We start from the raw sequence: 23,332 nt of genomic DNA on the forward strand, positions 1-23,332 counted from the left end.
GCCGTCCGCACCCGCGGCTGCGGGGTCGAAACCGACCCTAGGTGGTCGGAAAGCGGCTGCGAAGTGTACGTTTCATCCATTCGATCCGAACGGGATGGAGGAACTGTCCATCGTGCCGGACTCACCGCCACCGTCCGTGCCGGCCGTGTCCGTCCCGGCCGTGCCGCCGACCCCTCCGGTGCCGCTGTCGGCGCTGCTGGCCCGCGAGGACCTGGCCCTGCGCCTGATCGCCGGGCCCGCGGAGCCCGACACGGTGATCCACTGGGCCCACACCTCGGAGATGGCCGACCCCTATCCGTACCTGCTGGGCGGCGAGCTGCTGCTGACAGCCGGGGTCCACGTGCCCGCCGCGCCCGGTCCCGGTGAGGACACCCCCGGCCCCGAGGACTACTTCGACGGCTATGTCTCCCGGATCGTCGCGGCGGGCGGCGCGGCCCTGGGGTTCGGCCTGGCGCCGGTCCACGACACCGTCCCGCCCGCCCTCGTCGCGGCCTGCGACACCTACGGGCTGCCGCTGCTGGAGGTCCCGCCCCGCACGACGTTCTCCGGCGTCGCCCGCGCGGTGTGGCAGCTCATGGCCCAGGCCCGGCTGGCCGAGCTGCGCCGGGTGACGGAGGCCCAGCAGAGTCTGGCGGCCGCCGCCGCCCGCCCGGATCCGGTGCCGGCGGTACTGCGGCAGCTCGCCCGGCGGGTGAACGGCTGGGCGGTGCTGTACGGCCCGGAGGGCACGGAGCTGGCCCGGGCCGGAACCGTCCCGCCACCCCGGCCCGCCCCGGCCGCCCCCGCACCCCACCCGACCCCGGTAAACCCGGCGCCTGCGCCTCCGGGAAACCTGGCGCCTCCCGGCAGCCCGACAGCTTCCGCCCGACCGGCTCCGACCGACCCGGCGGGTCCGGGAATCCCGGCGACTCCCGACAGCCCGACAGCTCGGGCAGTCCCGCCGACTCCCGACAGCCCCGAGACTCCCGGCAGCCCGACGGCTCCGGCCGACCCGGCGAGCCCGGCGACTCCCGGAAACCCGGCGGCTCCTGGCAGCCCCGCGGCTCCGGCCGACCCTGCGGCTCGCGGCCGCCCGGGACGTGAGGGGTCTCCCGAGGACGTGCTCGGCGAGCTCGCCGGTGTCGTGCGGCCCCGTAAGGCCCAGGGCCCCGCACCGGCCTCGGCCACCGACACCGTGGGCGGTGTCCATCTCACGGCGTACGCGCTCGGCAGCGGCCAGGGCTTCGTCCTGGGCGTCGCCTCGCCGCGCCGCGACCCCGGCGACCACACGATCGCCTCGGTCGCGTCGGTGCTGCTCTCCCTCCTCACCGGGGAGCACCAGAGCGCGAGCGGGGCCGCGCGGTCGGCGGCCCTGGTGCGGCTGCTGCTCGGGGCGGCACCCGAGGCGGTGGCCCCCCTTCTCGGCGGTGACCAGTGGGTGGTCGTGCACGCGCGCCCCGCCGGGGACGGCCCCGCCCCGGACGCCGTCTCCGCGTCGGCGCTGGCCGCCGCGCTGGGCTCCGCGCTGGTGGACGTCGGCGGCGACGTCGTCCGCGTCCTCGTCCCCGGTGACCGCGTGCCCGCCGCCCAGCCGGGCTGGACCTGCGGGATCAGCGCGCCCGCGAGCCCGCGCGGATGGGCGGCCGCCGACACCCAGGCGGCCCGCGCGCTGGCCCGCGCCCGCGCCACCCGGGCGGCCCTGGTCCGGCACGGCGACCGCCCCGCGCTCGCCGACCTCGTCCCCCCGGCGGACGCCGAGGCCCACGCCCAGGCCCTCCTCGCCCCCGTCGCCGGGACTCCGGCCCTGACCGAGACGCTGCGCACCTGGCTTTCCCTGCACGGCAGTTGGGACCGCACCGCGGTGGCCCTCTCCGTCCACCGCAACACCGTCCGCCAACGCATCGCCCGCTGCGCCGCGTTGCTGGACACGGACCTCGACGACCCGAACGTGCGGATGGAGTTGTGGTTCGCGCTCAGGGAGGACGGAACGCGGGGCGCGCCGGACGGCCCTGCGGCCCGAACACCCGAGTGACGCACGTCTCAGCGACCGGGACCGGCCGCGCCCGGGGCCCGAGGGCACCGGCACAATGGTGGTATGCCGATACCCGGGACGCCCAGCCGCGCCGAACTCGTCGCCCATCTCGTGAAGACCCGTATCGCGGGGGATGTCGCCACGCCCCGCGAGAACAACCTCTCCCACTACCGCAAGCTGGCGAACGGCGAGCGCAACTGGTGGCTCGGACTGGAACTCGGCGACCGCTGGGCCGACGAGCAGGACGTGCTCGCGGTGATGGCGGAGCGGGTCGGCGTCAACGACGACCCCGAGTACCGCTACGGCCAGGACACCATCGACCCCGAGCTGACCGTGGACGCGCTGGACCGTCTCGCGGGCCGGCTGCGCAAGGCGGCCGAGGACCGTCAGCGGGTGCTGTTCGCGACGGGTCACCCCGGCGGGCTGCTGGACGTGCACCGGGCCACGGCCGCCGCCCTGCGCGCCGCCGGCTGCGAGATCGTGGTGATCCCGGACGGCCTCCAGACCGACGAGGGCTACGTCATGCAGTTCGCGGACGTGGCGGTGCTGGAGCACGGCGCCACGCTGTGGCACACGCACTCGGGCGAGCCGATGCGCGCGATCCTCAACGGCCTGGAGCGGGAGGGCCGCCCGCTGCCCGACCTGGTCGTGGCCGACCACGGCTGGGCCGGTTTCGCGGGCCAGCGGGGTCTGGACTCCGTCGGATACGCCGACAGCAACGACCCGGCGCTCTTCCTCGCCGAGTCGGAGGGCACGCTCCAGGTCGTGGTCCCGCTCGACGACCACGTCCTCAGCCCGCGCCACTACGACCCGATGACGGCGTATCTGCTCGGAGAGGCGGGCCTGGCCTGAGCCCAGGGCTCCTCGGGCACCGGCCCGGATCCCGGCGGCCGGTCCGGGGGCGCGCCCGGCGCGGGCGGGCTCCCGGACGGCGTTCGCCGTGCCGCGCCACCGGCCCGCGCGGCGCGGGCTCCGCTCACGGCCAGGGATTCAGCCCCTCGGACCGCCGCTGGGTGTGGCCCGGTGTCGGGTCCAGGTACACCCTGCTCACCGAGGGGAGCACCGACCGGATCCGCTCCTCGGCCCGAGCGCGGCCGAGCCCTCCATGACGACGGCCTTGACCGCGGTGTCGGGGGCGCGCCGGAGGTAGGTCCGGAAGGGGGCGTCGACCCGGGCGCCCTCACCGCGTGTCTGCCGCAGTCCCGTCCGGAGGGAGAAGCCCTCCAGACAGAATGCGACGGCCAGCATGATGTACGACACCAGCGGGGCGCCAGGCTCCTCCCCGGCGACCAGGGTGTGGACGCCGTCGTAGATGGAGAAGACCGCGCCGCCGACGAAGGCGGCGAGCAGGGCCCAGATTTGACGCCCTCACCTGCCAGAGGGCAGGTGATTCCGGTCCGTACTGCTCCGCAGCACCACCATGGGTTCCTGTTTCACGGGCCTCCGCCGACCGGTGAAGGTCGGTCTTACGTGGCCTCCGCAGGCCTGACTTCCCGCCCGTCCGGCGGTAGGCCGGACAACTCTGTTGTCCGGCAAGGCGATCCTAGCCATGCCGCTGCGGCTCTCCGGGCCGCTATGAACAGGATGCCCTTCACCTTCACCCTGAAGGGTGGAGTACTGGGCAAGTGTTCGGTAGCGCTCGGGGCCGTAGCCGAGCGGATGGTCCTCGTCCGCCGGCTTCTCGCTCCGTTTCAGTGCCGTGAGCAGCAGCAGTTCCGTGACGGTGTCGGCGACGGAGTGGGCGGCCTCCGACAGCATCGCGCTGGAGCCGCTGATGACACCGGCGACCGCCTTGGCGACGGCGATCCCGAGATTGGCCGCGGCGGCGACGATCACCGTGAAGACGCTCTCGCCGCTGCCGGAGTCCTGCGCTGCGTCAGTCATGCCCCAGTCTTACCGGGCCACGCCTACCGGGGTACGCGGACCACGCCCTCCTGGATCACCGAGATGGCCAGCCGGCCGTCCTGGGTGTAGATGCGGGCCTGGCCGAGGCCCCGGCCGCCCGAGGCGGACGGCGACTCCTGGTCGTACAGCAGCCATTCGTCGGCGCGGAAGGGGCGGTGGAACCACATCGCGTGGTCGAGCGAGGCGCCGACGACGTCGCCGGTCACCCAGCCGCCGCGCCCGTGCGCGAGCAGGATGGAGTCGAGGAGTGTCATGTCCGAGACGTAGGTCGCGAGGACGACGTGCAGCAGCGGGTCGTCCGCGAGCTTGCCGTTGGTGCGGAACCACACCTGGGAGCGCGGCTCGCGGGCCTCGCCGACGGTGGCGTACGGCGGCGCGTCGACATAGCGCAGATCGACGGACTCCCGGGCCTCCAGGATGCGCTCCACGACCTCGGCGTCGGTGAAGACGTCGGCGTACAGCGGAAGCAGTTCGGCGGCCGTGGGCAGCGTCTCCGGGTCGGGCGCGGGCGGCATCGGCGCCTGGTGCTCCATGCCCTCCTCGTACGTCTGGAAGGACGCGGAGAGATGGAAGATCGGCTGTCCGTGCTGGACCGCGACCACCCTGCGGGTGGTGAAGGAGCGGCCGTCGCGAATGCGGTCCACGGAGTACACGATGGGTGCGCCGGGGTCGCCGATCCGCAGGAAGTACGCGTGCAGGGAGTGGGCGAGCCGGTCCTCGGGGACCGTGCGCCCGGCGGCCACGAGGGCCTGCGCCGCCACCTGTCCGCCGAAGACCCGTGGGACGACGGCGGACCGGGAACGGCCGCGGAAGATGTCCTCCTCGATCCGCTCGAGGTCGAGCAGATCGAGGAGGGACTGAAGTGCCTCGCTCATAAGGCAGTTGTACCGCGCAGTCTTTTCGCGGACCTTACAGGCCCATGTCCTTGGCGATGATCGTCTTCATGATCTCGCTGGTCCCGCCGTAGATGCGGTTGACCCGGTTGTCCGCGTACAGGCGGGCGATCGGGTACTCGTTCATGAAGCCGTAGCCGCCGTGGAGCTGGAGGCAGCGGTCGATGACGCGGTGCGCGACCTCGGTGCAGAACAGCTTGGCGCTGGCGGCCTCGGCCGGGGTCAGCTCACCGGCGTCGAGGGCCTCCAGGGCGCGGTCGGCGACGGCCTCGGCCGCGTCCACCTCGGCCTGGCAGGCGGCCAGCTCGAACTTGGTGTTCTGGAAGGAGGCGACCGACTTGCCGAAGACCGTGCGCTCCTGCACGTACTCCTTGGCGAACCGGACGGCGGCCTTGGCCTGCGCGTAGGCGCCGAAGGCGATGCCCCAGCGCTCGGAGGCGAGGTTGTGGCCGAGGTAGTAGAAGCCCTTGTTCTCCTCGCCGAGCAGGTCCTCGACGGGCACCTTCACGTCGACGAACGCCAGCTCGGCGGTGTCGGAGGTCTTCAGGCCGAGCTTGTCGAGCTTGCGGCCGATGGAGTAGCCCTCGGACTTGGTGTCCACGGCGAACAGGGAGATGCCGAAGCGGCGGTCCTCGGCGGTGGGCGCGGAGGTGCGGGCGCAGACGATCACGCGGTCGGCGTGGACGCCACCGGTGATGAAGGTCTTGGAGCCGTTGAGGACGTAGTGCGTGCCGTCCTCGGAGAGCTTGGCGGTGGTCTTCATGCCCGCAAGGTCGGAGCCGGTGCCCGGCTCGGTCATCGCCAGGGCCCACATCTCCTCGGCGCTGACGAACTTGGGCAGGAAGCGCTTCTTCTGCTCGTCGGTGGCGAGCGACTTGATGTAGGGCAGGCCGAGCAGCACGTGCACACCGGAGCCGCCGAACTGGACACCCGCGCGCGAGGTCTCCTCGTACATCACGGCTTCGAACTTGTACGAGTCGATGCCGGCGCCGCCGAACTCCTCGTCCACGCGGATGCCGAAGACGCCGAGCTCGGCGAGCTTGTAGTAGAAGTCGCGCGGCGCCTGGCCGGCGGCGAACCACTCGTCGTAGACCGGGACGACCTCGGCCTCGATGAAGGCGCGCAGGGTCTCCCGGAACGCCTCGTGGTCCTCGTTGAACACAGTACGGCGCACCGCCGCCACCTCCGCCTGGATACCTGGGGATATTTCTAAGCGCTTGCTCAGATATGAGGTTACCCGTCGGTCACGAGCGCCGTCCAGGGGTCGCCCCCCGAGACGCTCGTCACGCCCCGGGCGTCACGGGAGCCACGGGAGCCACGGGAACCTCGGAGACCACGATGGCCGCCTCGGGAACCGTGGCCGCCGCGCCGAAGGCCCCCCGCGCCATCCGGTGCAGCAGCTCGGCGGTCCCCGCGCGCCCCGGGAGCGCGCCCGGCCGCCCCAGGTGGGGGGTCGAGTTCAGCAGGCCGAAGACCGAGTGCACGGACGAACGGGCCGCGGGCTCGGTGAGCTCCGGGTACACGTCACGGACCACCTCCACCCACAGCTCGACGTACTGGCGCTGGAGCTGGCGCACGAGCTTGCGGTCGCTGTCCCGCAGGCGGTCCAGCTCGCGGTCGTGCAGGGTGATCAGAGGGCGGTCATCGAGCGCGAAGTCGATGTGCCCCTCGATGAGCGAGTCGAGGAGCGTCTCCGCGCCCCCGCCGGCCTCCGCCACCCGGCGCCTGCCGCCCGTGAGCAACTGCCCGCTGATCCCCACCAGCAGTTCGGCGAGCATCGCGTCCTTGCCGGCGAAGTGCCGGTAGAGACCGGGGCCGCTGATGCCGACCGCCGCTCCTATCTCATCCACTCCCACGCCGTGGAAACCGCGCTCGGCGAACAGCCGGGCCGCTTCCCTGAGGATCTGCTCGCGCCGGGTGGGGGCGTCGGTTCTGGTGGCCATGAAATCAATTCTAGACAGGCGGGTTAGCGGTCGTTAACCTGAAGGAGTTGCGTTAACGCTCATTAACTGGTCGACCACTGGTGAGGGGACCGCAGGATGCAAGAGGCACCGGAGCTGACGAGCGCGGCAGACCCCGCGTCGGAGGCCTGGAGGGCCAACGAGGCGGCACACCGCGCGCTGGGCGAGGAGCTGCGCCACAAGCTGGCCGCGGCGCGGCTCGGCGGCGGCGAGAAGGCACGCGCGCGGCACACCGCGCGCGGCAAGCTGCTGCCCCGCGACCGTGTGGACGCCCTGCTCGACCCCGGCTCCCCGTTCCTGGAACTGGCGCCGCTCGCCGCCGACGGGATGTACGACGGGGCGGCCCCGGCCGCCGGTGTCATCGCCGGGATCGGCCGGGTGAGCGGGCGCGAGTGCGTGATCGTCGCCAACGACGCCACCGTCAAGGGCGGCACGTACTACCCGATGACGGTGAAGAAGCACCTGCGCGCCCAGGAGGTGGCGCTGGAGAACCGTCTGCCCTGTCTGTATCTCGTCGACTCCGGGGGCGCCTTCCTGCCCATGCAGGACGAGGTGTTCCCCGACCGTGAGCACTTCGGGCGGATCTTCTACAACCAGGCACGGATGTCCGGCGCCGGGATCCCGCAGATCGCGGCCGTCCTCGGCTCCTGCACGGCCGGCGGCGCGTATGTGCCGGCGATGAGCGACGAGGCCGTGATCGTCCGCAACCAGGGGACGATCTTCCTGGGCGGGCCCCCTCTGGTGAAGGCCGCCACCGGTGAGGTGGTGACCGCCGAGGAACTGGGCGGCGGCGAGGTCCATTCCCGGGTCTCCGGCGTCACCGACCACCTCGCCGAGGACGACGCGCACGCGCTGCGGATCGTGCGCACCATCGTCGCCACGCTCCCCGCGCGCGGGAAGCTCCCCTGGGAGGTCACCGCGGCGGCGGAGCCCAAGGTCGACCCGTACGGGCTGTACGGCGCGGTGCCGGTCGACTCCCGCACCCCCTACGACGTGCGCGAGGTCATCGCGCGCGTGGTCGACGGTTCGCGCTTCGCCGAGTTCAAGGCCGAGTTCGGGCAGACCCTGGTCACCGGCTTCGCGCGGATCCACGGGCACCCGGTCGGGATCGTCGCCAACAACGGCATCCTGTTCTCCGAGTCGGCCCAGAAGGGCGCCCACTTCATCGAGCTGTGCGACCAGCGCGGCATCCCTCTGGTGTTCCTGCAGAACATCTCCGGGTTCATGGTGGGCCGCCAGTACGAGGCCGGCGGCATCGCCAAGCACGGCGCGAAGATGGTGACGGCCGTCGCCTGCACCCGCGTACCGAAGCTGACCGTCGTGATCGGCGGCTCGTACGGCGCGGGCAACTACTCCATGTGCGGCCGGGCGTACTCGCCGCGCTTCCTGTGGATGTGGCCCGGCGCCAAGATCTCCGTGATGGGCGGCGAGCAGGCCTCCTCGGTCCTCGCGACCGTCAAGCGCGACCAGATCGAGGCGCGCGGCGAGTCCTGGCCGGCCGCGGACGAAGAGGACTTCAAGGACCCGATCCGCCGGCAGTACGAGCAGCAGGGCAACGCCTACTACGCGAGCGCCCGGCTCTGGGACGACGGAGTGATCGACCCGATGGAGACCCGGCAGGTCCTCGGACTCGCCTTGACCGCCTGCGCCAACGCGCCCCTGGGTGACCCCCAGTTCGGCGTCTTCCGGATGTGAGGGGACCCACCCATGTTTGACACGGTGCTTGTGGCCAACCGGGGCGAGATCGCCGTCCGCGTCATCCGCACCCTGCGCGCGCTCGGCGTGCGCTCGGTGGCCGTCTTCTCGGACGCGGACGCGGACGCCCGGCACGTCCGGGAGGCCGACACGGCGGTGCGGATCGGACCGGCGCCCGCGTCGGAGAGCTATCTGTCGGTGGAGCGGCTGCTGGAGGCGGCCGCCCGCACCGGCGCCCAGGCGGTGCACCCGGGGTACGGCTTCCTCGCCGAGAACGCCGCCTTCGCGCGGGCCTGCGCGGAGGCCGGACTGGTCTTCATCGGCCCGTCCGCCGAGGCGATCTCCCTGATGGGCGACAAGATCCGCGCCAAGGAGACGGTGAAGGCGGCCGGGGTCCCGGTCGTGCCCGGATCCTCGGGCAGCGGTCTGACGGACGCGGAGCTGATCGCGGCCGCCCGCGAGATCGGCGTCCCGGTGCTCCTGAAGCCGAGCGCGGGCGGTGGCGGCAAGGGCATGCGCCTGGTGCGGGACATCGGGGTCCTGGCCGACGAGATCGCCGCCGCCCGGCGCGAGGCGCGGGCCTCCTTCGGCGACGACACGCTTCTCGTCGAGCGCTGGGTCGACCGGCCCCGGCACATCGAGATCCAGGTCCTGGCGGACGGGCACGGCAACGTCGTGCACCTGGGCGAGCGCGAGTGCTCCCTCCAGCGCCGCCACCAGAAGATCATCGAGGAGGCGCCCAGTGTGCTCCTCGACGACGACACCCGGGCCGCGATGGGAGAGGCGGCCGTCCAGGCGGCCCGCTCCTGCGGCTACCGGGGCGCGGGCACGGTGGAGTTCATCGTCCCCGGCGGCGACCCGTCCTCGTACTACTTCATGGAGATGAACACCCGCCTCCAGGTGGAGCACCCGGTCACCGAGCTGGTCACCGGCCTCGACCTCGTCGAGTGGCAGCTCCGGGTCGCCGCCGGCGAGCACCTGCCCTACGCGCAGGAGGACATCAGCCTCACCGGGCACGCGGTGGAGGCCCGGATCTGCGCCGAGGACCCGGCGCGCGGCTTCCTCCCCTCCGGGGGCACCGTGCTCGCGCTGCACGAGCCACAGGGCGACGGGGTGCGCACCGACTCGGGCCTCTCGCAGGGCACCGAGGTCGGCAGCCTCTACGACCCGATGCTGTCCAAGGTCATCGCGTACGGCCCCGACCGCCCGACGGCGCTGCGCCGGCTCCGGGCCGCCCTCGCCGACACGGTCACCCTCGGCGTCCAGACGAACGCGGGCTTCCTGCGCCGTCTGCTGGCCCACCCGGACGTGGTGGCCGGCGACCTGGACACCGGTCTGGTCGAGCGGGAGGCGGACGGCCTGGTCCCGGACGGCGTGCCCGAGGAGGTGTACGAGGCGGCGGCGGCCGTCCGGCTCGCCGCCCTGGCCCCGGCGGGCGAGGGCTGGAGAGACCCGTTCTCGGTGCCGAGCGGATGGCGGCTCGGCGGCACCCCGAAGCCGGTGAGCTTCTCCCTGCGGGTGCTCGACCCCGTGGAGCACACCCCGCGCGGCACCCACACGGTCACCGCCGACCGGGTCGCGGTGACGCTCGACGGGGTGCGGCACACCTTCCACCGCGCCGCCGACTGGATCGGCCGCGACGGCGACGCCTGGCACGTGCGCGACCACGACCCGGTGGCCGCGTCGCTCACCGGAGCCGCGCACGCCGGTGCCGACTCGCTGACCGCGCCCATGCCCGGCACGGTGACCGTCGTGAAGGTCGCCGTCGGCGACGAGGTGACCGCCGGACAGAGCCTGCTCGTGGTCGAGGCGATGAAGATGGAGCACGTCATCTCCGCGCCGCACGCCGGGACCGTCAGCGAGCTGGACGTCACACCGGGCACGACCGTCGCCATGGACCAGATCCTGGCGGTCATCACCCCCGTGGAGGAGGCGGAGACGGCATGAGCACTTCCGAACTGGGCCTGCCGATGGCCGTACCGGCGCAGGACCTGCCCGCGCGGGTCCGGATCTACGAGGTCGGCGCGCGCGACGGGCTCCAGAACGAGAAGGCCACCGTGCCCACCGAGGTGAAGGCGGAGTTCATCCGGCGCCTCGCGGACTCGGGGCTGACCACGATCGAGGCGACCAGCTTCGTCCACCCCAGGTGGGTTCCCCAACTGGCCGACGCGGAACAGCTGTTCCCTCAGGTCGCCGGCCTGCCGGTGGCGCTTCCGGTGCTGGTGCCGAACGAACGCGGGCTGGAGCGGGCGCTGGCGCTCGGCGCCCGGCACGTGGCGGTCTTCGCCAGCGCGACGGAGTCCTTCGCGAAGGCCAATCTCAACCGGACGGTCGACGAGTCGCTCGCCATGTTCGAGCCGGTGGTGAACCGCGCCAAGGAGGCGCGGCTCTCCGTCCGCGGCTATGTCTCGATGTGCTTCGGCGACCCGTGGGAGGGACCCGTCCCGGTCCATCAGGTCGTCCGCGTCTGCAGGGCGCTGCGGGACATGGGCTGTGACGAGCTGAGCCTCGGCGACACGATCGGCGTGGCGACACCGGGCCATGTGCAGGCCCTGCTCGCCGAGCTGAACGAGGAGGGCGTGCCCACCAGCGCGCTCGGCGTGCACTTCCACGACACCTACGGCCAGGCGCTCTCCAACACCCTGGCCGCTCTCCAGCACGGCGTCGCCACCGTCGACGCCTCCGCGGGCGGCCTCGGCGGCTGCCCGTACGCGAAGTCCGCGACGGGCAACCTCGCGACGGAAGACCTCGTATGGATGCTCCAAGGCCTCGGTATCGACACCGGGGTCGACCTCGGCCGCCTCACCGCCACAAGCGTGTGGATGGCCGGACAACTGGGCCGACCCAGCCCGTCCCGCACCGTCAAAGCACTCGGTAAAACGACTCAGTCCCACCAGGAGTGATCCGCATGTCTCTGGACCACCGCCTCTCCCCCGAGCTCGAAGAACTCCGCCGCACGGTCGAGGAGTTCGCCCACGACGTCGTGGCGCCGAAGATCGGCGACTTCTACGAGCGGCACGAGTTCCCGTACGAGATCGTGCGGGAGATGGGCCGCATGGGCCTGTTCGGGCTGCCGTTCTCCGAGGAGTACGGCGGCATGGGCGGCGACTACCTCGCGCTCGGCATCGCCCTGGAGGAACTGGCCCGGGTCGACTCCTCCGTGGCCATCACCCTGGAGGCGGGCGTCTCGCTGGGCGCCATGCCGATCCACCTGTTCGGCACGGACGCCCAGAAGGCCGAGTGGCTCCCGCGTCTCTGCTCCGGGGAGATCCTGGGCGCCTTCGGCCTGACCGAGCCGGACGGCGGCTCGGACGCGGGCGCGACCCGTACGACGGCGCGCCTCGACCCCGAGACGAACGAGTGGGTCATCAACGGCAGCAAGTGCTTCATCACCAACTCCGGCACGGACATCACGGGCCTGGTGACGGTCACCGCGGTCACCGGCCGCAAGCCCGACGGCAGGCCGCTGATCTCGGCCATCATCGTCCCCTCCGGCACCCCGGGCTTCACGGTCGCGGCCCCGTACTCGAAGGTCGGCTGGAACGCCTCCGACACCCGTGAGCTGTCCTTCGCGGACGTGCGCGTCCCGGCGGCCAACCTGCTCGGCGAGGAGGGCCGCGGCTACGCGCAGTTCCTGCGCATCCTGGACGAGGGCCGCATCGCCATCGCCGCGCTGGCCACGGGTCTCGCGCAGGGCTGTGTCGACGAGTCGGTCAAGTACGCCAAGGAGCGGCACGCGTTCGGCCGCCCGATCGGCGCCAACCAGGCGATCCAGTTCAAGATCGCCGACATGGAGATGAAGGCCCACATGGCCCGAGTGGGCTGGCGCGACGCCGCGTCCCGTCTCGTGGCGGGCGAGCCCTTCAAGAAGGAGGCGGCGATCGCCAAGCTGTACTCCTCCACGATCGCCGTCGACAACGCCCGTGAGGCCACCCAGGTCCACGGCGGCTACGGCTTCATGAACGAGTACCCGGTCGCCCGCATGTGGCGCGACTCCAAGATCCTGGAGATCGGCGAGGGCACGAGCGAGGTCCAGCGGATGCTGATCGCCCGGGAGCTGGGGCTGACCGGCTGAGCGCCGGCCTGCACCGAGGCCCCGTGAACGTCCCCTGACTCGGACCCTTCCGCGCCGGCCAGGGGGCTGTCCGGCGAAACGTTCGTGCGGCGACGGGGCGTTCATACGGCGAAAGCTCGGCGAGCCGCCGCCCCTTCACCGCCCACCTCGAACCACAGCAGCTTCCCTGCACCCCGCCCCAGGAGGCCGTCACCGAGCGGCCAGCCGCCCCACGAATCCGCGTACTCCTGTACGAGGAGCAGCCCGCGCCCTCCGCCGGCGTCCACCGGGACGGGGGCGACCCGACTGCCGGGCGACTGGTCGAAGGGCGCGGGGATGTACGGGCTGCTGTCCCACACTCCCACCCGTAACCGCCCGTCTCCCAACGCGGTCAGCCGCAGAGAGGCGGGCCCTTGCGTGTGCCGGTACGCGTTGGTGACCAACTCGGACGTCAACAACTCGACCACGTCGAGGACTTCGTGCAGGCCATGCCCGCCGAGTGCGGCCCGCACGGTCATACGTGCGACACGTGCTGCGCGGGGGTCAGGGGGCAGTCGAAGGGCGTACACCCAGGTATCGGGCGGGGATACGGTGACCATGAACACCTCCGGGAGGGAAGGGGCTTGGACTCACTCAACGTCGGCGCCCTGCGGCGGCAATGCCTGGGTTGGTGCGCTTCCGGCTTAGGAGCGCGGGCAGTTGGGCGGTACGCGACTACCGTAGAGCAGACGGTTAGATACCTCTAACCATTCCTGCACGAAGAGTCCAACCTTCACTCGTGTGAGGGAGAGGGACGCCGCGTCGCGGCCGGGAAGGAGAGGCTTTGCCGCCCACCAGCAGCCCCACCCTGCGGCAGCGGAGATTCGGCGCGGAACTGCGCAAGCTCCGCGAACGGGCCGGGCTCACCGCAACCGGGGCAGCCGAACTGCTCGGCGTCAACCAGGCTCGCGTCAGCATGATCGAGACCGGACGTACCCCCATCAGCGCCGACCGCGTCCGCTCCATGGCACGCGCGTACGACTGCTCGGACGAACGGCTTGTCGACGCCTTGGCCGCGATGACGGGGCGGCGAACGCGGGGCTGGTGGGAGGCGTACCGGGAGCACCTGCCCGCCGCATTGGTCGACCTTGCCGAACTGGAGCACCACGCAACGAGGTTGCGCGTGGCGCTCGTGATCCACATCCCGGCGCTCCTGCAGACCACTGATCACGCCCGCGCCCTGTTCCGGTCCGTGGTCCCGCCCATGCGGCAGTACGAGATCGAGCACCGACTGACCCACCGCATCAAGCGTCAGGGCATCCTGCACCGCGAGAGCCCACCCCCGTATTCGGCGATCATCCACGAGTCGGCCCTCCGCATGGGTTTCGGCGGCCCCGTCATCGCCCGTGGACAGCTCAAGCACCTGCTCGACATGGGTGAACTCACCCATGTCGGCGTCAGAGTGATCCCCTTCGGTACGGACTACTTCCCGAGCACCGGCCAGTCCTTCGACTACGTCGAGGGGTCCGTTTCCCAGCTCGACACCATCCAGTTGGACACGCACCACGGCGGCTGCGGATTCCTGGACGCGGAGGCACAGTTGAGTAAGTACCGTGCCGTGCTGGATCACATGGAGTCCTGCGCGCTCCGCCCCGCCGAGTCACGCGACTTCATCCACCGCCTCATCCGGGACAGCTGAAAGAGAGCGACCGTGCACACCACCCACTGGCAGAAGTCCACCTATAGCGGCGACAGCTCGAACTGCGTCTACGTCGCCGCGACTCCCACCGGAACGGTCCACCTCCGAGAGAGCGACGAACCGGAAACCGTCCTCACGACCGTACCCGCCGCCCTCAAGTCACTGATACGGACCCTCAAGACGGCTACCGCCCCTCAATAGGCCAGGGGCGGTCCTCCTGGAACCGCCTCTCGATGGTGTGCAGTCCGTGTTGGTAATGGCAGCGGCGGGCAACGGCCTGGTGTTGTCGGTGACCGTGCTCAGAAGTTGGAGATCACGTTTGTGAGCACGGTACTGAGGGTGGTGTTGGAGTTCTTGGAGTTCCGGGGATCGTCGGCTCGGTAGGCTCGGCCGCCGCTGGTCTCGGCGATCTTCTTCAGGGCTGTGTTGCCCTTCTCCGGGCTGCCGTAGGCGACGGTGAACACGCGGATGCGCGGCTGCTCGGGATCGGACAGGCTGTGGAGCAGTTGCTGTTCGACGGCTCCCCCTTGGAGATCCTTGCTGCCGTCGGCCAGGACGACGACGGCGTTGATGGCCTCGGGGTCATTGCGAGTGCGCAGGCTACGGACGGCGTTGTCGACGGTGTCGAACAGCAGGGGGCCGGTATCACCGTTGGGGCGGAGGACACCGAGGGTACGGCCGAGGACGTCGCGACGGCTGCTGCCGGTCAGGCTCTCGTCCATCGGGCCGAGGGAGACCAGGGGAGTGGGGTCGGCGAGTCGCCACATGCCCACGCGGTCCTTGCCGCCGAAGCCCGTTGTCGCGAACAGCCGATCCTCGGCCTGCTGGAGCGACTGCATTCTGCTGGGTCCGCTCTTGCCGTACGCGGGGGCACCCATGGCGGAGGAGGTGTCGATCACCAGCATCACGTTCGCGCGCCTGCGGAGGCCGGGCCACACCTCCAGGAGCTTGGCGAGGGTGGCATCCGTCGGCAGTTGCATACGGTGCAGCTTCTTGTCGGGCAGGGCGCCGTTGTCCTGTGTGACCAGACCGTTCTGTGGGTCGGATCGGCCGTGCCAGTCGCGGTAGCCGACCTCGGCGAATCCTCGCTGCACGTTCGAGCTGTGCAGGTAGGCCAGGAAGTCGTCGGCGACGGACTGCTTTGCCGCGTTCATGCCGCCGAGCTTGATGTAGGGGTGGTCGGAGTACAGGATCCCGTCCTCGGGATAGAACGACACCAACTGTGTGTGGGGCCGAGTGGTCTTGCCGCAGTCGGGCGTGTCGCTGCGCAGCGCACCGCAGGGATACCCGTCGTTGTAGGCGACGACGGCCTGTTCCTCGACGGTGACGGCGGAGATGTAGGACAGGGCCTCGCCGGCGGTGTCGGCACGGCGGAGGTTGGCCAGGAAGGCCAGGGTGGTGTCGCCGTAGTGCACCACCGCCTTTTCGATGTTGCGTTCGATGCCTTGGTGGTTCCGGTCGGCGACGGTCTCGGGAGTGAGTTGGGCGCTGGTGCCGGTGTCCGCGAAGAACGCCGCGAGGGTGGCGTGCAGTCCGGAGGTCGACCATGCGGGATTGGTCTTGCCGAGCTTGAAGTCGCCCCACTCGGGGTGATGGTGGTTCGCCCAGAAGTTCTGGGCGTGAGCGGCCCAGTCGGCCAGGTCGTTCCAGTTGATCTTCTTCTTCGGCCAGCCCAGTTCCCTCGCCATCGGCTCGGGCATGGCGATGGTGAGCGGGCTGGTCACGATCGACTGCGGCGCTGCCGAGGGAAGCCGCTCCTTGGCGGTTTCCGTCGCCTGCGCGCGGGCCAGCGGCAGCCATACCGATGCGGCCGGCGACCAGACGTCCGGTATCGCTCCGTCGCTCGCCTTCCAGCCGCGCGCCAGGGCGCGCGTCGCCTCGCCGGAGTTCTTGTCCTGCACGACGACCTCGACGCAGGTTCCCTGGCTTCGGTCGGCGTGCGCTCCGTAAGCCTCTGCAGCAAGGCGCATCTGCTGGGAGAAGTCGGGGGAGACCGCCAGGTTCAGCTGTTCGGTCGGTCCGGTACACGTGTCCAGCGGGTAGGAACCCACCGGCACGCCGGTGTGGGAGGCCGTCGAGTGTGGGGGGTCGCCGACGAACGGGTGGCCGGGAAGAAGCCACCGCAGCAGCGCCGCCACAACTGCCAGCGACACGGCCAACGACAAGGCGGTCAGGACAGCCTTCCGGTGTCTCGCCTTGGGACCCTTTCGGATTCCGCCGAGATCGGGGTTGTCGTCGCGCGACGATGACGACGCCAGCCAGGCCGACTTTCGAGCGATGGTCACGCCCGTGCCGTTGAAGTACACGCGGGGGGTCTGTGTCGGATGGCGCTGGGGGAGTTCCCGGGTCACATAGTCCTGGAGCTGTGTGACTGTGATCGCGTCTTGCCCCTCCAGGGCTGCCGCGCCGCGGAGGCCGTCAATGACGGTCTCCGTGAAGTACGAGAGCCGAGTCTTGGGGCTTGTGTAGCTGGCTTCGGTGGGGCTGCTGGAGGTGAGCGCGGCCCGTACGGTGGCGGGGCGTTGCAGCCGTGCGGCGGGGGTATTCGGACGCCCTCCGTCCGGGGGGTCCTCCACGAGCCCGCGCATGTGGTGCTCCAGCATCGTGTCGATGTCGGATTCGTGGAGGTGCTTGCCGGGCTTTCCCTTGATGGTCAACGGCTTGACGAAGGCACCGCTGCAACAGCTGTCAAGGACGACGATCACCGCACCGGCGCCCGAGGACGCGATCTGCTCGCGCAGCCAGCTTGCGGACAGCCCCGTCGCCCCGAGATGGGCGGACCAGGTGTCGTGCAGGACGAAATACAGCTGGTCGCCGCTGTCGTCGAGCTGCCCGTGACAGGACAGGTAGAGCAGGCAGGTGTCGCGTGCTCGGGCGTGAGAGAGCAGATCGAGAACCGCTTTGCGCGCTTCTTGCGTGGTGCAGTCGATCAGGGATTTGACTGTGTAGTCGTTGGCGATCAGGACTTCCGCGAGGCTCTTCACGTCATTGGAGGGGGCCGCGAGATTGTGCACGCTCGGGTCTTCGACGGTTCCGCAACCGACCAGCAATGCCGATGAATGGGGCCGTGCGGTGATTCGGTCATTCGCCATCGCGCCCGGTGCTGTTCTCGAGGTAGTGGACGAGGGCCTGGACGAGCGCTGTGGTGTTTTTGCGGTCGAGGTTGTCAGCGCGGATCGAAAAAAGCCCGTCAACGGTGATTTCGAGGGGCCGATGACGGCGAACCGTATCGGACAGTAATTGCACTATCCCGGAGAGCAGGCCGGGATCTTCCGCGGTCATGGTGACCACGAGCGCGGCAGTGGCGAGCAGATCCGCGCCCGACTTCGCGACGGAACCCGCAGCCTGGTACGTGGTGAGTACCGCAGGCCGCTCGACGGACTCCACATCGAGCTCACGCAAGTCATTCAGCAGAGTGCGGGTCTGGTCGAAAAGCCAGTCCTCACTGTGCTCGTCGGAAGAGAGGGACAATCTGAGCTGCGGAAGGGGACCCGGCATGGATTTCAAACCTCGGACGCATTGGTGACATTCCTCGGCGACGGTATCGCTCTACGCGCTGACGGTGCCAGATTTTCGCATAATCGCCTTATGGACAACGGACTTGTGCTTGCTGTCCGTCGCGGGTTCGGCAGGTTCACCTGCGGCCGCACAGTGAACTTTTTCAGACTGACCACTGATCGAGTGACGACTGCGCCGATGCACGCCAGTTGTCACATAGGCAGGCTTGCTGTCGCTGTGGCCGAGGCTGCATGCGTTGGACTTGACCAGCTGAACCCCTGTGCCACCGAAGCCGGTTGAGGCGGCCAGGGGTTGTCAGCGCCTGGTAGCAGGAGCATCTCGGTGGGCACCGCCCACGCCTACACCCGCACCGTGGTCGACCTGCTCGCCGTGCGGGCAGGTGGCCTGCTCAAAGTCCTGCGCGAAGCCGACCCGGACTTCGTCCTGCTCGACGGCACCCTCGCCGCAGGCGACCGCCTCGGCGAGGATCGGCAGGTGAGTTGAGGCGTCGCGACTCCCGGCGCCGGACCGGGAGCCACGATGTGTCGTCGCGTCAGCGGCGGGACCCGGCGGGCGCGTCCGTCGCATCGTCGGCCGCACCGCACCGGCGGGGCGCCGGCTCGACCGCGACGCACCCCGCCCACTGGACAAGCACTGAGGTTAGGCTAACCTACCTTCGAACGAGTCCGGCGGGCGCTCCCGCCCCGTGTCGAAAGCAGCCACACTCATGCCCAACGCCCGTGCCACCCGCCTCTCCCGTCGCGGCGTCCTCGCCGCCGGCGGCGCCCTCGGCCTCGGTGCCGTCCTCGCCGCCTGTGGCGACGACGACGCTTCGAAAAACGGTGGCTCGGACGCGACGAAGGCCGCCGCGAAGTCCGGCCCGTGGACGTTCAAGGACGACCGCGGCACGACCGTGAAGCTGGACAAGACCCCGGCGAACATCGTCGCCTTCACCGGTGTCGCCGCCGCCCTGTTCGACTACGGCATCGAGGTCAAGGGCGTCTTCGGCCCGACGACGACCAAGGACGGCAAGGCCGATGTCCAGGCCGGCGACATGGACGTCAGCAAGCTGACGGTCCTCGGCAACAAGTGGGGCCAGTTCAGCATCGAGAAGTACGCGGCCCTCGCCCCCGACGTGCTGATCTCCACGATGTTCGACGCCACGGGCTCCCTCTGGTACGTCCCCGAGGAGTCCAAGGACAAGATCCTCAAGCTGGCTCCGAGCGTCGGCATCTCCGTCTACGACCGTCAGATGCCGCAGTCCCTGGAGCGCATGTTCGCGCTGGCCGAGTCCCTCGGCGCCGACGTGAAGGCCGCCAAGATCGTCGAGGCGAAGAAGAAGTTCGAGGCCGCCGCCGAACGGCTGCGCGCCGCGGCGAAGGCCCGTCCGGAGATCAAGGTCCTCGCCGGTTCGGCCTCCGACACGATCTTCTACGTCTCCGGCTCCAACCTCTCCATCGACCTGGAGTACTTCAAGGCGCTCGGCGTGAACATCGTCGAGCCCTCCGCCAAGGCCCTGAAGGCCAGTGGCGGCTGGTTCGAGAACCTGAGCTGGGAGAACGTCGACAAGTACCCGGCCGACATCATCATCATGGACGACCGCAGCGCGACCATCCAGCCGGCCGACATCACCGAGGCCACCTGGAAGAAGCTGCCCGCCGTCAAGGCCGGCCAGGTCATCGCCCGCACGCCCGAGGCGATCCTGTCGTACGACAAGTGCACCCCGATCATCGAGCGCCTCGCCGAAGCCATCGAGAACGCCAAGAAGGTCGCCTGACACCCTCCGCGGTGACCACCTGACGATCACTCAGGAGTGCGCATGACGACGGCCGTAGCCGCCCCGTTCCGTTTCTTCAGCCTCCGGGTCGTACGGACGAGGCGGCTCGGCCCGTCTCTGCTCCGGGTGACCTTCGGCGGACCCGACCTGGTGGACTTCCACTCCGACGGGCGGGACCAATCCCTGTCGCTGTTCCTCCCGCACCCCGGTCAGGACGAGCCGGCCGTACCCATCGAGCTGGGATGGGGGTCCCCCCGCTCGAGCGAAGTCGAGAGTGGGGGAGGCTGGTGGCAGGCCTGGCGCGAACTGCCCGACGACGTGCGGGCGGTGATGCGCTCGTACACCCTGCGCGAACTGCGCCGCGATCCCGACGAGATCGACATCGACTTCGCGCTGCACGGCCTGGAGTCGGGTGCGGCCGTCCCCGCCGGGCCCGCCGCGCGCTGGGCGTCCGGCGCGCGGGCCGGTGACCGTGTCGTCCTGCTCGGGCCCGCCATGGCGGACAACCGGGCCATCCGCTTCAGGCCGCCCGCGGACACGGACCTCGTGGTCCTGTGGGGCGACGAGACGGCCCTTCCCGCCACCTCGGCCATCCTCGAATCGCTGCCGGCGGGGCTGCGTGTCCGCGCCTGGCTGGAGGTCCACCACGCCGCCGACATCCAGGATCTGGCGACCTCGGCCGACGCCGAGATCACCTGGCTCGTACGGGACGAACTCACCTCCGGGAGCTCCCCGTTGGCACTCGACGCCCTGCGGAACGCCCGACTCCCGCCGGCCCGGGCCCCGTACGCCTGGATCGCGGGCGAGTCCGGCCGCGTGAAGGAGCTGCGCCGCCATCTCGTGCGCGAGCGCGGCATCGACCGCAGGCGGGTCACCTTCGTGGGCTACTGGCGGCAGGGGCTGAGCGAGGAGCAACTGCGGGATCTGGGCGAGTAGTCCGCGGACGCCCGCCCAGGCGCCTCCCTCGGTCCGGACGGAGGCGCGCGTCACGAAAGACCAGGTGGGGCGGGGTCGCACGATTAATTTAGGTTAGGCTAACCTTAGTTGAACGTCGCGACTCCGCCCTTTCTCCTGTCCCGCTCGGACTCTCCCCCGCACGGAGGACCCCCACATGCGCTCGCACCTGCTCAACGACACCACCGCGGACCGGTACCGCCGATCCGTGACCGAAGGGGTCGAGCGGGTGGCGGCCAGACTCGCCACCACCGACCGCCCGTTCACGGGTGTCACGGTCGACGACCTCGCTCCCCGCATCGAGCGGATCGACCTCGACAAGCCCCTGCACGACACCACGGCCGTCCTCGACGAGCTGGAAGAGGTCTACCTCCAGGACGCGATCTACTTCCACCACCCCCGCTACCTCGCCCACCTCAACTGCCCGGTCGTCATCCCGGCCGTGCTCGGCGAGGCCGTCCTGTCCGCCGTCAACTCCTCCCTGGACACCTGGGACCAGTCGGCCGGCGGCACCCTCATCGAGCGCAAGCTCATCGACTGGACCAACGAGCGGATCGGCCTCGGACCGGCCGCCGACGGTGTGTTCACCAGCGGCGGCAGCCAGTCCAACCTCCAGGCCCTGCTGCTGGCCCGCGAGGAGGCCAAGCCCGGCGGGGAGGGCTGGGAGGGCGAGGGAACGAGGGCCGACCTCGGCAGACTGCGGATCTTCGCCTCCGAGGCCGGCCACTTCAGCGTGAAGAAATCGGCCAAACTCCTCGGTCTCGCCCCCGACGCCGTCGTCTCGATCCCCGTCGACCACGACAAGCGCATGCAGACCGTCGCCCTCGCCCACGAGCTGGAGCGCTGCCGGCAGGACGGCCTCGTCCCCATGGCCGTCGTCGCCACCGCGGGCACCACCGACTTCGGCTCCATCGACCCGCTGCCCGAAATCGCGGAGCTGTGCTCCCAGTTCGGCGCCTGGATGCACGTGGACGCGGCCTACGGCTGCGGACTGCTCACCTCGCTGAAGAACCGGGACCGTATCGACGGCATCGAACGGGCCGACTCGGTCACCGTCGACTACCACAAGTCCTTCTTCCAGCCCGTGAGTTCCTCGGCCGTACTGGTCCGCGACGCCACGACCCTGCGCCACGCGACCTACCACGCGGAGTACCTCAACCCGCGCCGCATGGTCCAGGAGCGCATCCCCAACCAGGTCGACAAGTCCCTCCAGACCACCCGCCGCTTCGACGCGCTGAAGCTGTGGATGACGCTGCGCGTCATGGGCGCCGACGGCATCGGCGAACTCTTCGACGAGGTCTGCGACCTGGCCGCGGAGGGCTGGAAACTGCTCGCCGCCGACCCGCGCTTCGACGTCGTCGTGCAGCCGTCGCTCTCCACCCTCGTCTACCGGTACATCCCGGCCGCCGTCACCGACCCGGCCGAGATCGACCGCGCCAACCTCTATGCCCGCAAGGCCCTGTTCGCCTCCGGTGACGCCGTCGTCGCGGGCACCAAGGTCGGCGGACGCCACTACCTGAAGTTCACGTTGCTCAACCCCGAGACCACGACGGACGACATCGCCGCCGTTCTCGATCTGATCGCCGGCCACGCCGAGCAGTACCTGGGAGAGTCCCTTGACCGCGCTTGCTGAATCCACGAACACGACCTACGACTTTGTGGGCATCGGGCTCGGGCCCTTCAACCTCGGGCTCGCCTGCCTCACCGAGCCGATCGCCGAACTCAGCGGCGTCTTCCTGGAGTCGAAGCCCCACTTCGAGTGGCACTCGGGCATGTTCCTGGAGGGCGCGCACCTGCAGACCCCGTTCATGTCGGACCTCGTCACCCTCGCCGACCCGACCTCCCCGTACTCCTTCCTCAACTACCTGAAGGAATCGGGCCGTCTGTACGCGTTCTACATCCGCGAGAACTTCTACCCGCTGCGGGTCGAGTACGACGACTACTGCCGCTGGGCCGCGGACAAGCTGAGCAGCGTCCGCTTCTCCACGACGGTCGCGGAGGTGACGTACGAGGACGAGGTGTACACCGTGCGGACCGAGGCCGGTGAGCTGTTCCGCGCCCGGCACCTGGTCCTCGGCACCGGCACCTCTCCCCATGTCCCGGACTCCTGCGCGGACCTCGGCGGCGACTTCATCCACAACTCCACCTACACGCAGCACAAGCAAGAGCTCCAGTCCAAGGACTCGATCACCCTGATCGGCAGCGGCCAGTCCGCCGCCGAGATCTTCTACGACCTGCTCAGCGAGATCGACGTCCACGGCTACCGGCTGAACTGGGTGACCCGCTCTCCGCGCTTCTTCCCCCTCGAATACACCAAGCTCACCCTGGAGATGACCTCCCCGGAGTACATCGACTACTTCCACGCGCTGCCCGAGGCGACCCGCTACCGCCTGCAGTCGGAGCAGAAGGGCCTGTTCAAGGGCATCGACGGCGAGCTGATCAACGAGATCTTCGACCTGCTCTACCAGAAGAACCTCGGCGGCCCGGTTCCCGTCCGGCTACTCACCAACTCCTCGCTGGAGAGCGCACGGTACGACCAGGGCACGTACACCCTCGGGTTCCGCCAGCAGGAACAGGGCAAGGACTACGAGCTGAGCTCGGCGGGCCTGGTGCTGGCCACCGGCTACCGCTACGCCGAGCCCGCGTTCCTCGCACCGGTCCGCGACCGGCTCCGCTACGACACCCAGGGCAACTTCGACGTGGCCCGCAACTACGCCATCGACACCACCGGGCGCGGGATCTTCCTGCAGAACGCGGGCGTCCACACCCACTCGGTCACCTCGCCTGACCTCGGCATGGGCCCGTACCGCAACGCGTCCATCATCCGTGAGCTGCTCGGCACCGAGTACTACCCGGTCGAGAAGACCATCGCGTTCCAGGAGTTCGCCGTTTGACATTTCCCCGTC

General features: G+C 70.2%; 18 protein-coding genes and 3 pseudogenes. 13 read left to right on the top strand and 8 right to left on the bottom strand.

Annotated elements, in window-relative coordinates; all coding sequences use genetic code 11:
• The first annotated feature begins 94 nt into the window (after nucleotides 1–94).
• Together OG485_RS17160 and OG485_RS17165 are read left to right on the top strand one after the other, a co-directional pair.
• Nucleotides 95–2,011 carry a PucR family transcriptional regulator ligand-binding domain-containing protein gene (locus OG485_RS17160; RefSeq protein WP_328669240.1) on the top strand — a complete coding sequence of 639 codons (1,917 nt, stop codon included), beginning with the start codon at nucleotides 95–97 and terminating at the stop codon, nucleotides 2,009–2,011.
• 63 nt (nucleotides 2,012–2,074) lie between these two features.
• Nucleotides 2,075–2,863 (top strand): phosphatase, encoded by a 789-nt coding sequence (locus tag OG485_RS17165; RefSeq protein ID WP_328669241.1) that lies wholly within the window; start codon nucleotides 2,075–2,077, stop codon nucleotides 2,861–2,863.
• A 234-nt stretch (nucleotides 2,864–3,097) separates the two neighbouring features.
• On the opposite strand, the pseudogene OG485_RS17170 reads toward OG485_RS17165, so the two are convergent.
• The 5 genes and pseudogenes from OG485_RS17170 to OG485_RS17190 all read right to left on the bottom strand — a co-directional run.
• Nucleotides 3,098–3,370 (bottom strand): annotated as a pseudogene (locus tag OG485_RS17170) (cation transporter); the annotation flags it as partial.
• Nucleotides 3,371–3,610: 240 nt separating this feature from the next.
• A pseudogene (locus OG485_RS17175) lies at nucleotides 3,611–3,895 on the bottom strand (cation diffusion facilitator family transporter); the annotation flags it as partial.
• Between the two features lie 23 nt (nucleotides 3,896–3,918).
• Nucleotides 3,919–4,791: an acyl-CoA thioesterase II gene (gene tesB / locus OG485_RS17180; protein WP_328452203.1), complete on the bottom strand. Its 873-nt coding sequence runs from the start codon at nucleotides 4,789–4,791 to the stop codon at nucleotides 3,919–3,921.
• 34 nt (nucleotides 4,792–4,825) lie between these two features.
• Nucleotides 4,826–5,983, bottom strand: coding sequence for an acyl-CoA dehydrogenase family protein (locus OG485_RS17185; RefSeq protein WP_328669242.1), 1,158 nt, complete (start codon nucleotides 5,981–5,983; stop codon nucleotides 4,826–4,828).
• Between the two features lie 109 nt (nucleotides 5,984–6,092).
• Nucleotides 6,093–6,752, bottom strand: a complete 660-nt coding sequence (locus OG485_RS17190) for an SACE_7040 family transcriptional regulator (RefSeq protein ID WP_328669243.1) — start codon at nucleotides 6,750–6,752, stop codon at nucleotides 6,093–6,095.
• 96 nt (nucleotides 6,753–6,848) lie between these two features.
• Between OG485_RS17190 and OG485_RS17195 the strand changes: the two genes are divergently transcribed.
• The 4 genes from OG485_RS17195 to OG485_RS17210 are packed head-to-tail and all read left to right on the top strand — an operon-like array spanning nucleotide 6,849 to nucleotide 12,540.
• On the top strand, nucleotides 6,849–8,465 hold the full coding sequence (locus tag OG485_RS17195; RefSeq protein WP_328669244.1) for a carboxyl transferase domain-containing protein: 1,617 nt from the start codon (nucleotides 6,849–6,851) through the stop codon (nucleotides 8,463–8,465).
• A gap of 12 nt (nucleotides 8,466–8,477) precedes the next feature.
• A complete protein-coding gene (locus tag OG485_RS17200) occupies nucleotides 8,478–10,412 on the top strand; it encodes an acetyl/propionyl/methylcrotonyl-CoA carboxylase subunit alpha (protein ID WP_328669245.1) in 1,935 nt (644 codons plus the stop codon).
• Nucleotides 10,409–11,368: a hydroxymethylglutaryl-CoA lyase gene (locus OG485_RS17205; RefSeq protein ID WP_328669246.1), complete on the top strand. Its 960-nt coding sequence runs from the start codon at nucleotides 10,409–10,411 to the stop codon at nucleotides 11,366–11,368. The genes OG485_RS17200 and OG485_RS17205 overlap by 4 nt, the downstream gene beginning before the upstream one ends.
• Before the next feature lie 11 nt (nucleotides 11,369–11,379).
• Nucleotides 11,380–12,540, top strand: coding sequence for an acyl-CoA dehydrogenase family protein (locus OG485_RS17210; protein WP_328674509.1), 1,161 nt, complete (start codon nucleotides 11,380–11,382; stop codon nucleotides 12,538–12,540).
• A 101-nt stretch (nucleotides 12,541–12,641) separates the two neighbouring features.
• On the opposite strand, the gene OG485_RS17215 is transcribed toward OG485_RS17210, so the two are convergent.
• The gene (locus OG485_RS17215) at nucleotides 12,642–13,118 is read right to left on the bottom strand and encodes an ATP-binding protein (RefSeq protein WP_328669247.1); all 477 of its coding nucleotides are present in this window, start codon (nucleotides 13,116–13,118) and stop codon (nucleotides 12,642–12,644) included.
• Nucleotides 13,119–13,342: 224 nt separating this feature from the next.
• Between OG485_RS17215 and OG485_RS17220 the strand changes: the two genes are divergently transcribed.
• Both OG485_RS17220 and OG485_RS17225 read left to right on the top strand, forming a co-directional pair.
• Nucleotides 13,343–14,197 carry a helix-turn-helix domain-containing protein gene (locus OG485_RS17220; protein WP_328669248.1) on the top strand — a complete coding sequence of 285 codons (855 nt, stop codon included), beginning with the start codon at nucleotides 13,343–13,345 and terminating at the stop codon, nucleotides 14,195–14,197.
• A 12-nt stretch (nucleotides 14,198–14,209) separates the two neighbouring features.
• Entirely contained in the window at nucleotides 14,210–14,398 is a 189-nt protein-coding gene (locus OG485_RS17225) for a DUF397 domain-containing protein (RefSeq protein ID WP_328669249.1), read from the top strand.
• Between the two features lie 98 nt (nucleotides 14,399–14,496).
• On the opposite strand, the gene OG485_RS17230 is transcribed toward OG485_RS17225, so the two are convergent.
• A complete protein-coding gene (locus tag OG485_RS17230; RefSeq protein WP_328669250.1) occupies nucleotides 14,497–17,289 on the bottom strand; it encodes a substrate-binding domain-containing protein in 2,793 nt (930 codons plus the stop codon).
• The gene (locus tag OG485_RS17235) at nucleotides 17,279–17,695 is read right to left on the bottom strand and encodes a hypothetical protein (RefSeq protein ID WP_328669251.1); all 417 of its coding nucleotides are present in this window, start codon (nucleotides 17,693–17,695) and stop codon (nucleotides 17,279–17,281) included. Before OG485_RS17235 ends, OG485_RS17230 begins: the two co-directional genes overlap by 11 nt.
• A 336-nt stretch (nucleotides 17,696–18,031) precedes the next feature.
• On the opposite strand from OG485_RS17235, the pseudogene OG485_RS17240 reads away from it, so the two are divergent.
• The 5 genes and pseudogenes from OG485_RS17240 to OG485_RS17260 form a co-directional block, all read left to right on the top strand.
• A pseudogene (locus OG485_RS17240) lies at nucleotides 18,032–18,187 on the top strand (IS5/IS1182 family transposase); the annotation flags it as partial.
• Nucleotides 18,188–18,422: 235 nt separating this feature from the next.
• Entirely contained in the window at nucleotides 18,423–19,472 is a 1,050-nt protein-coding gene (locus OG485_RS17245) for an ABC transporter substrate-binding protein (protein ID WP_328669252.1), read from the top strand.
• A gap of 42 nt (nucleotides 19,473–19,514) precedes the next feature.
• Entirely contained in the window at nucleotides 19,515–20,408 is an 894-nt protein-coding gene (locus tag OG485_RS17250; RefSeq protein WP_328669253.1) for a siderophore-interacting protein, read from the top strand.
• A gap of 175 nt (nucleotides 20,409–20,583) precedes the next feature.
• On the top strand, nucleotides 20,584–22,059 hold the full coding sequence (gene desA / locus OG485_RS17255; protein ID WP_328669254.1) for a lysine decarboxylase DesA: 1,476 nt from the start codon (nucleotides 20,584–20,586) through the stop codon (nucleotides 22,057–22,059).
• Nucleotides 22,043–23,320 carry a lysine N(6)-hydroxylase/L-ornithine N(5)-oxygenase family protein gene (locus OG485_RS17260; RefSeq protein ID WP_328669255.1) on the top strand — a complete coding sequence of 426 codons (1,278 nt, stop codon included), beginning with the start codon at nucleotides 22,043–22,045 and terminating at the stop codon, nucleotides 23,318–23,320. The genes desA and OG485_RS17260 overlap by 17 nt, the downstream gene beginning before the upstream one ends.
• The last annotated feature ends 12 nt before the right edge of the window (nucleotides 23,321–23,332 follow it).

This window comes from Streptomyces sp. NBC_00328 (assembly GCF_036139655.1).
In the GTDB taxonomy this organism is placed as follows: Bacteria; Actinomycetota; Actinomycetes; order Streptomycetales; family Streptomycetaceae; genus Streptomyces.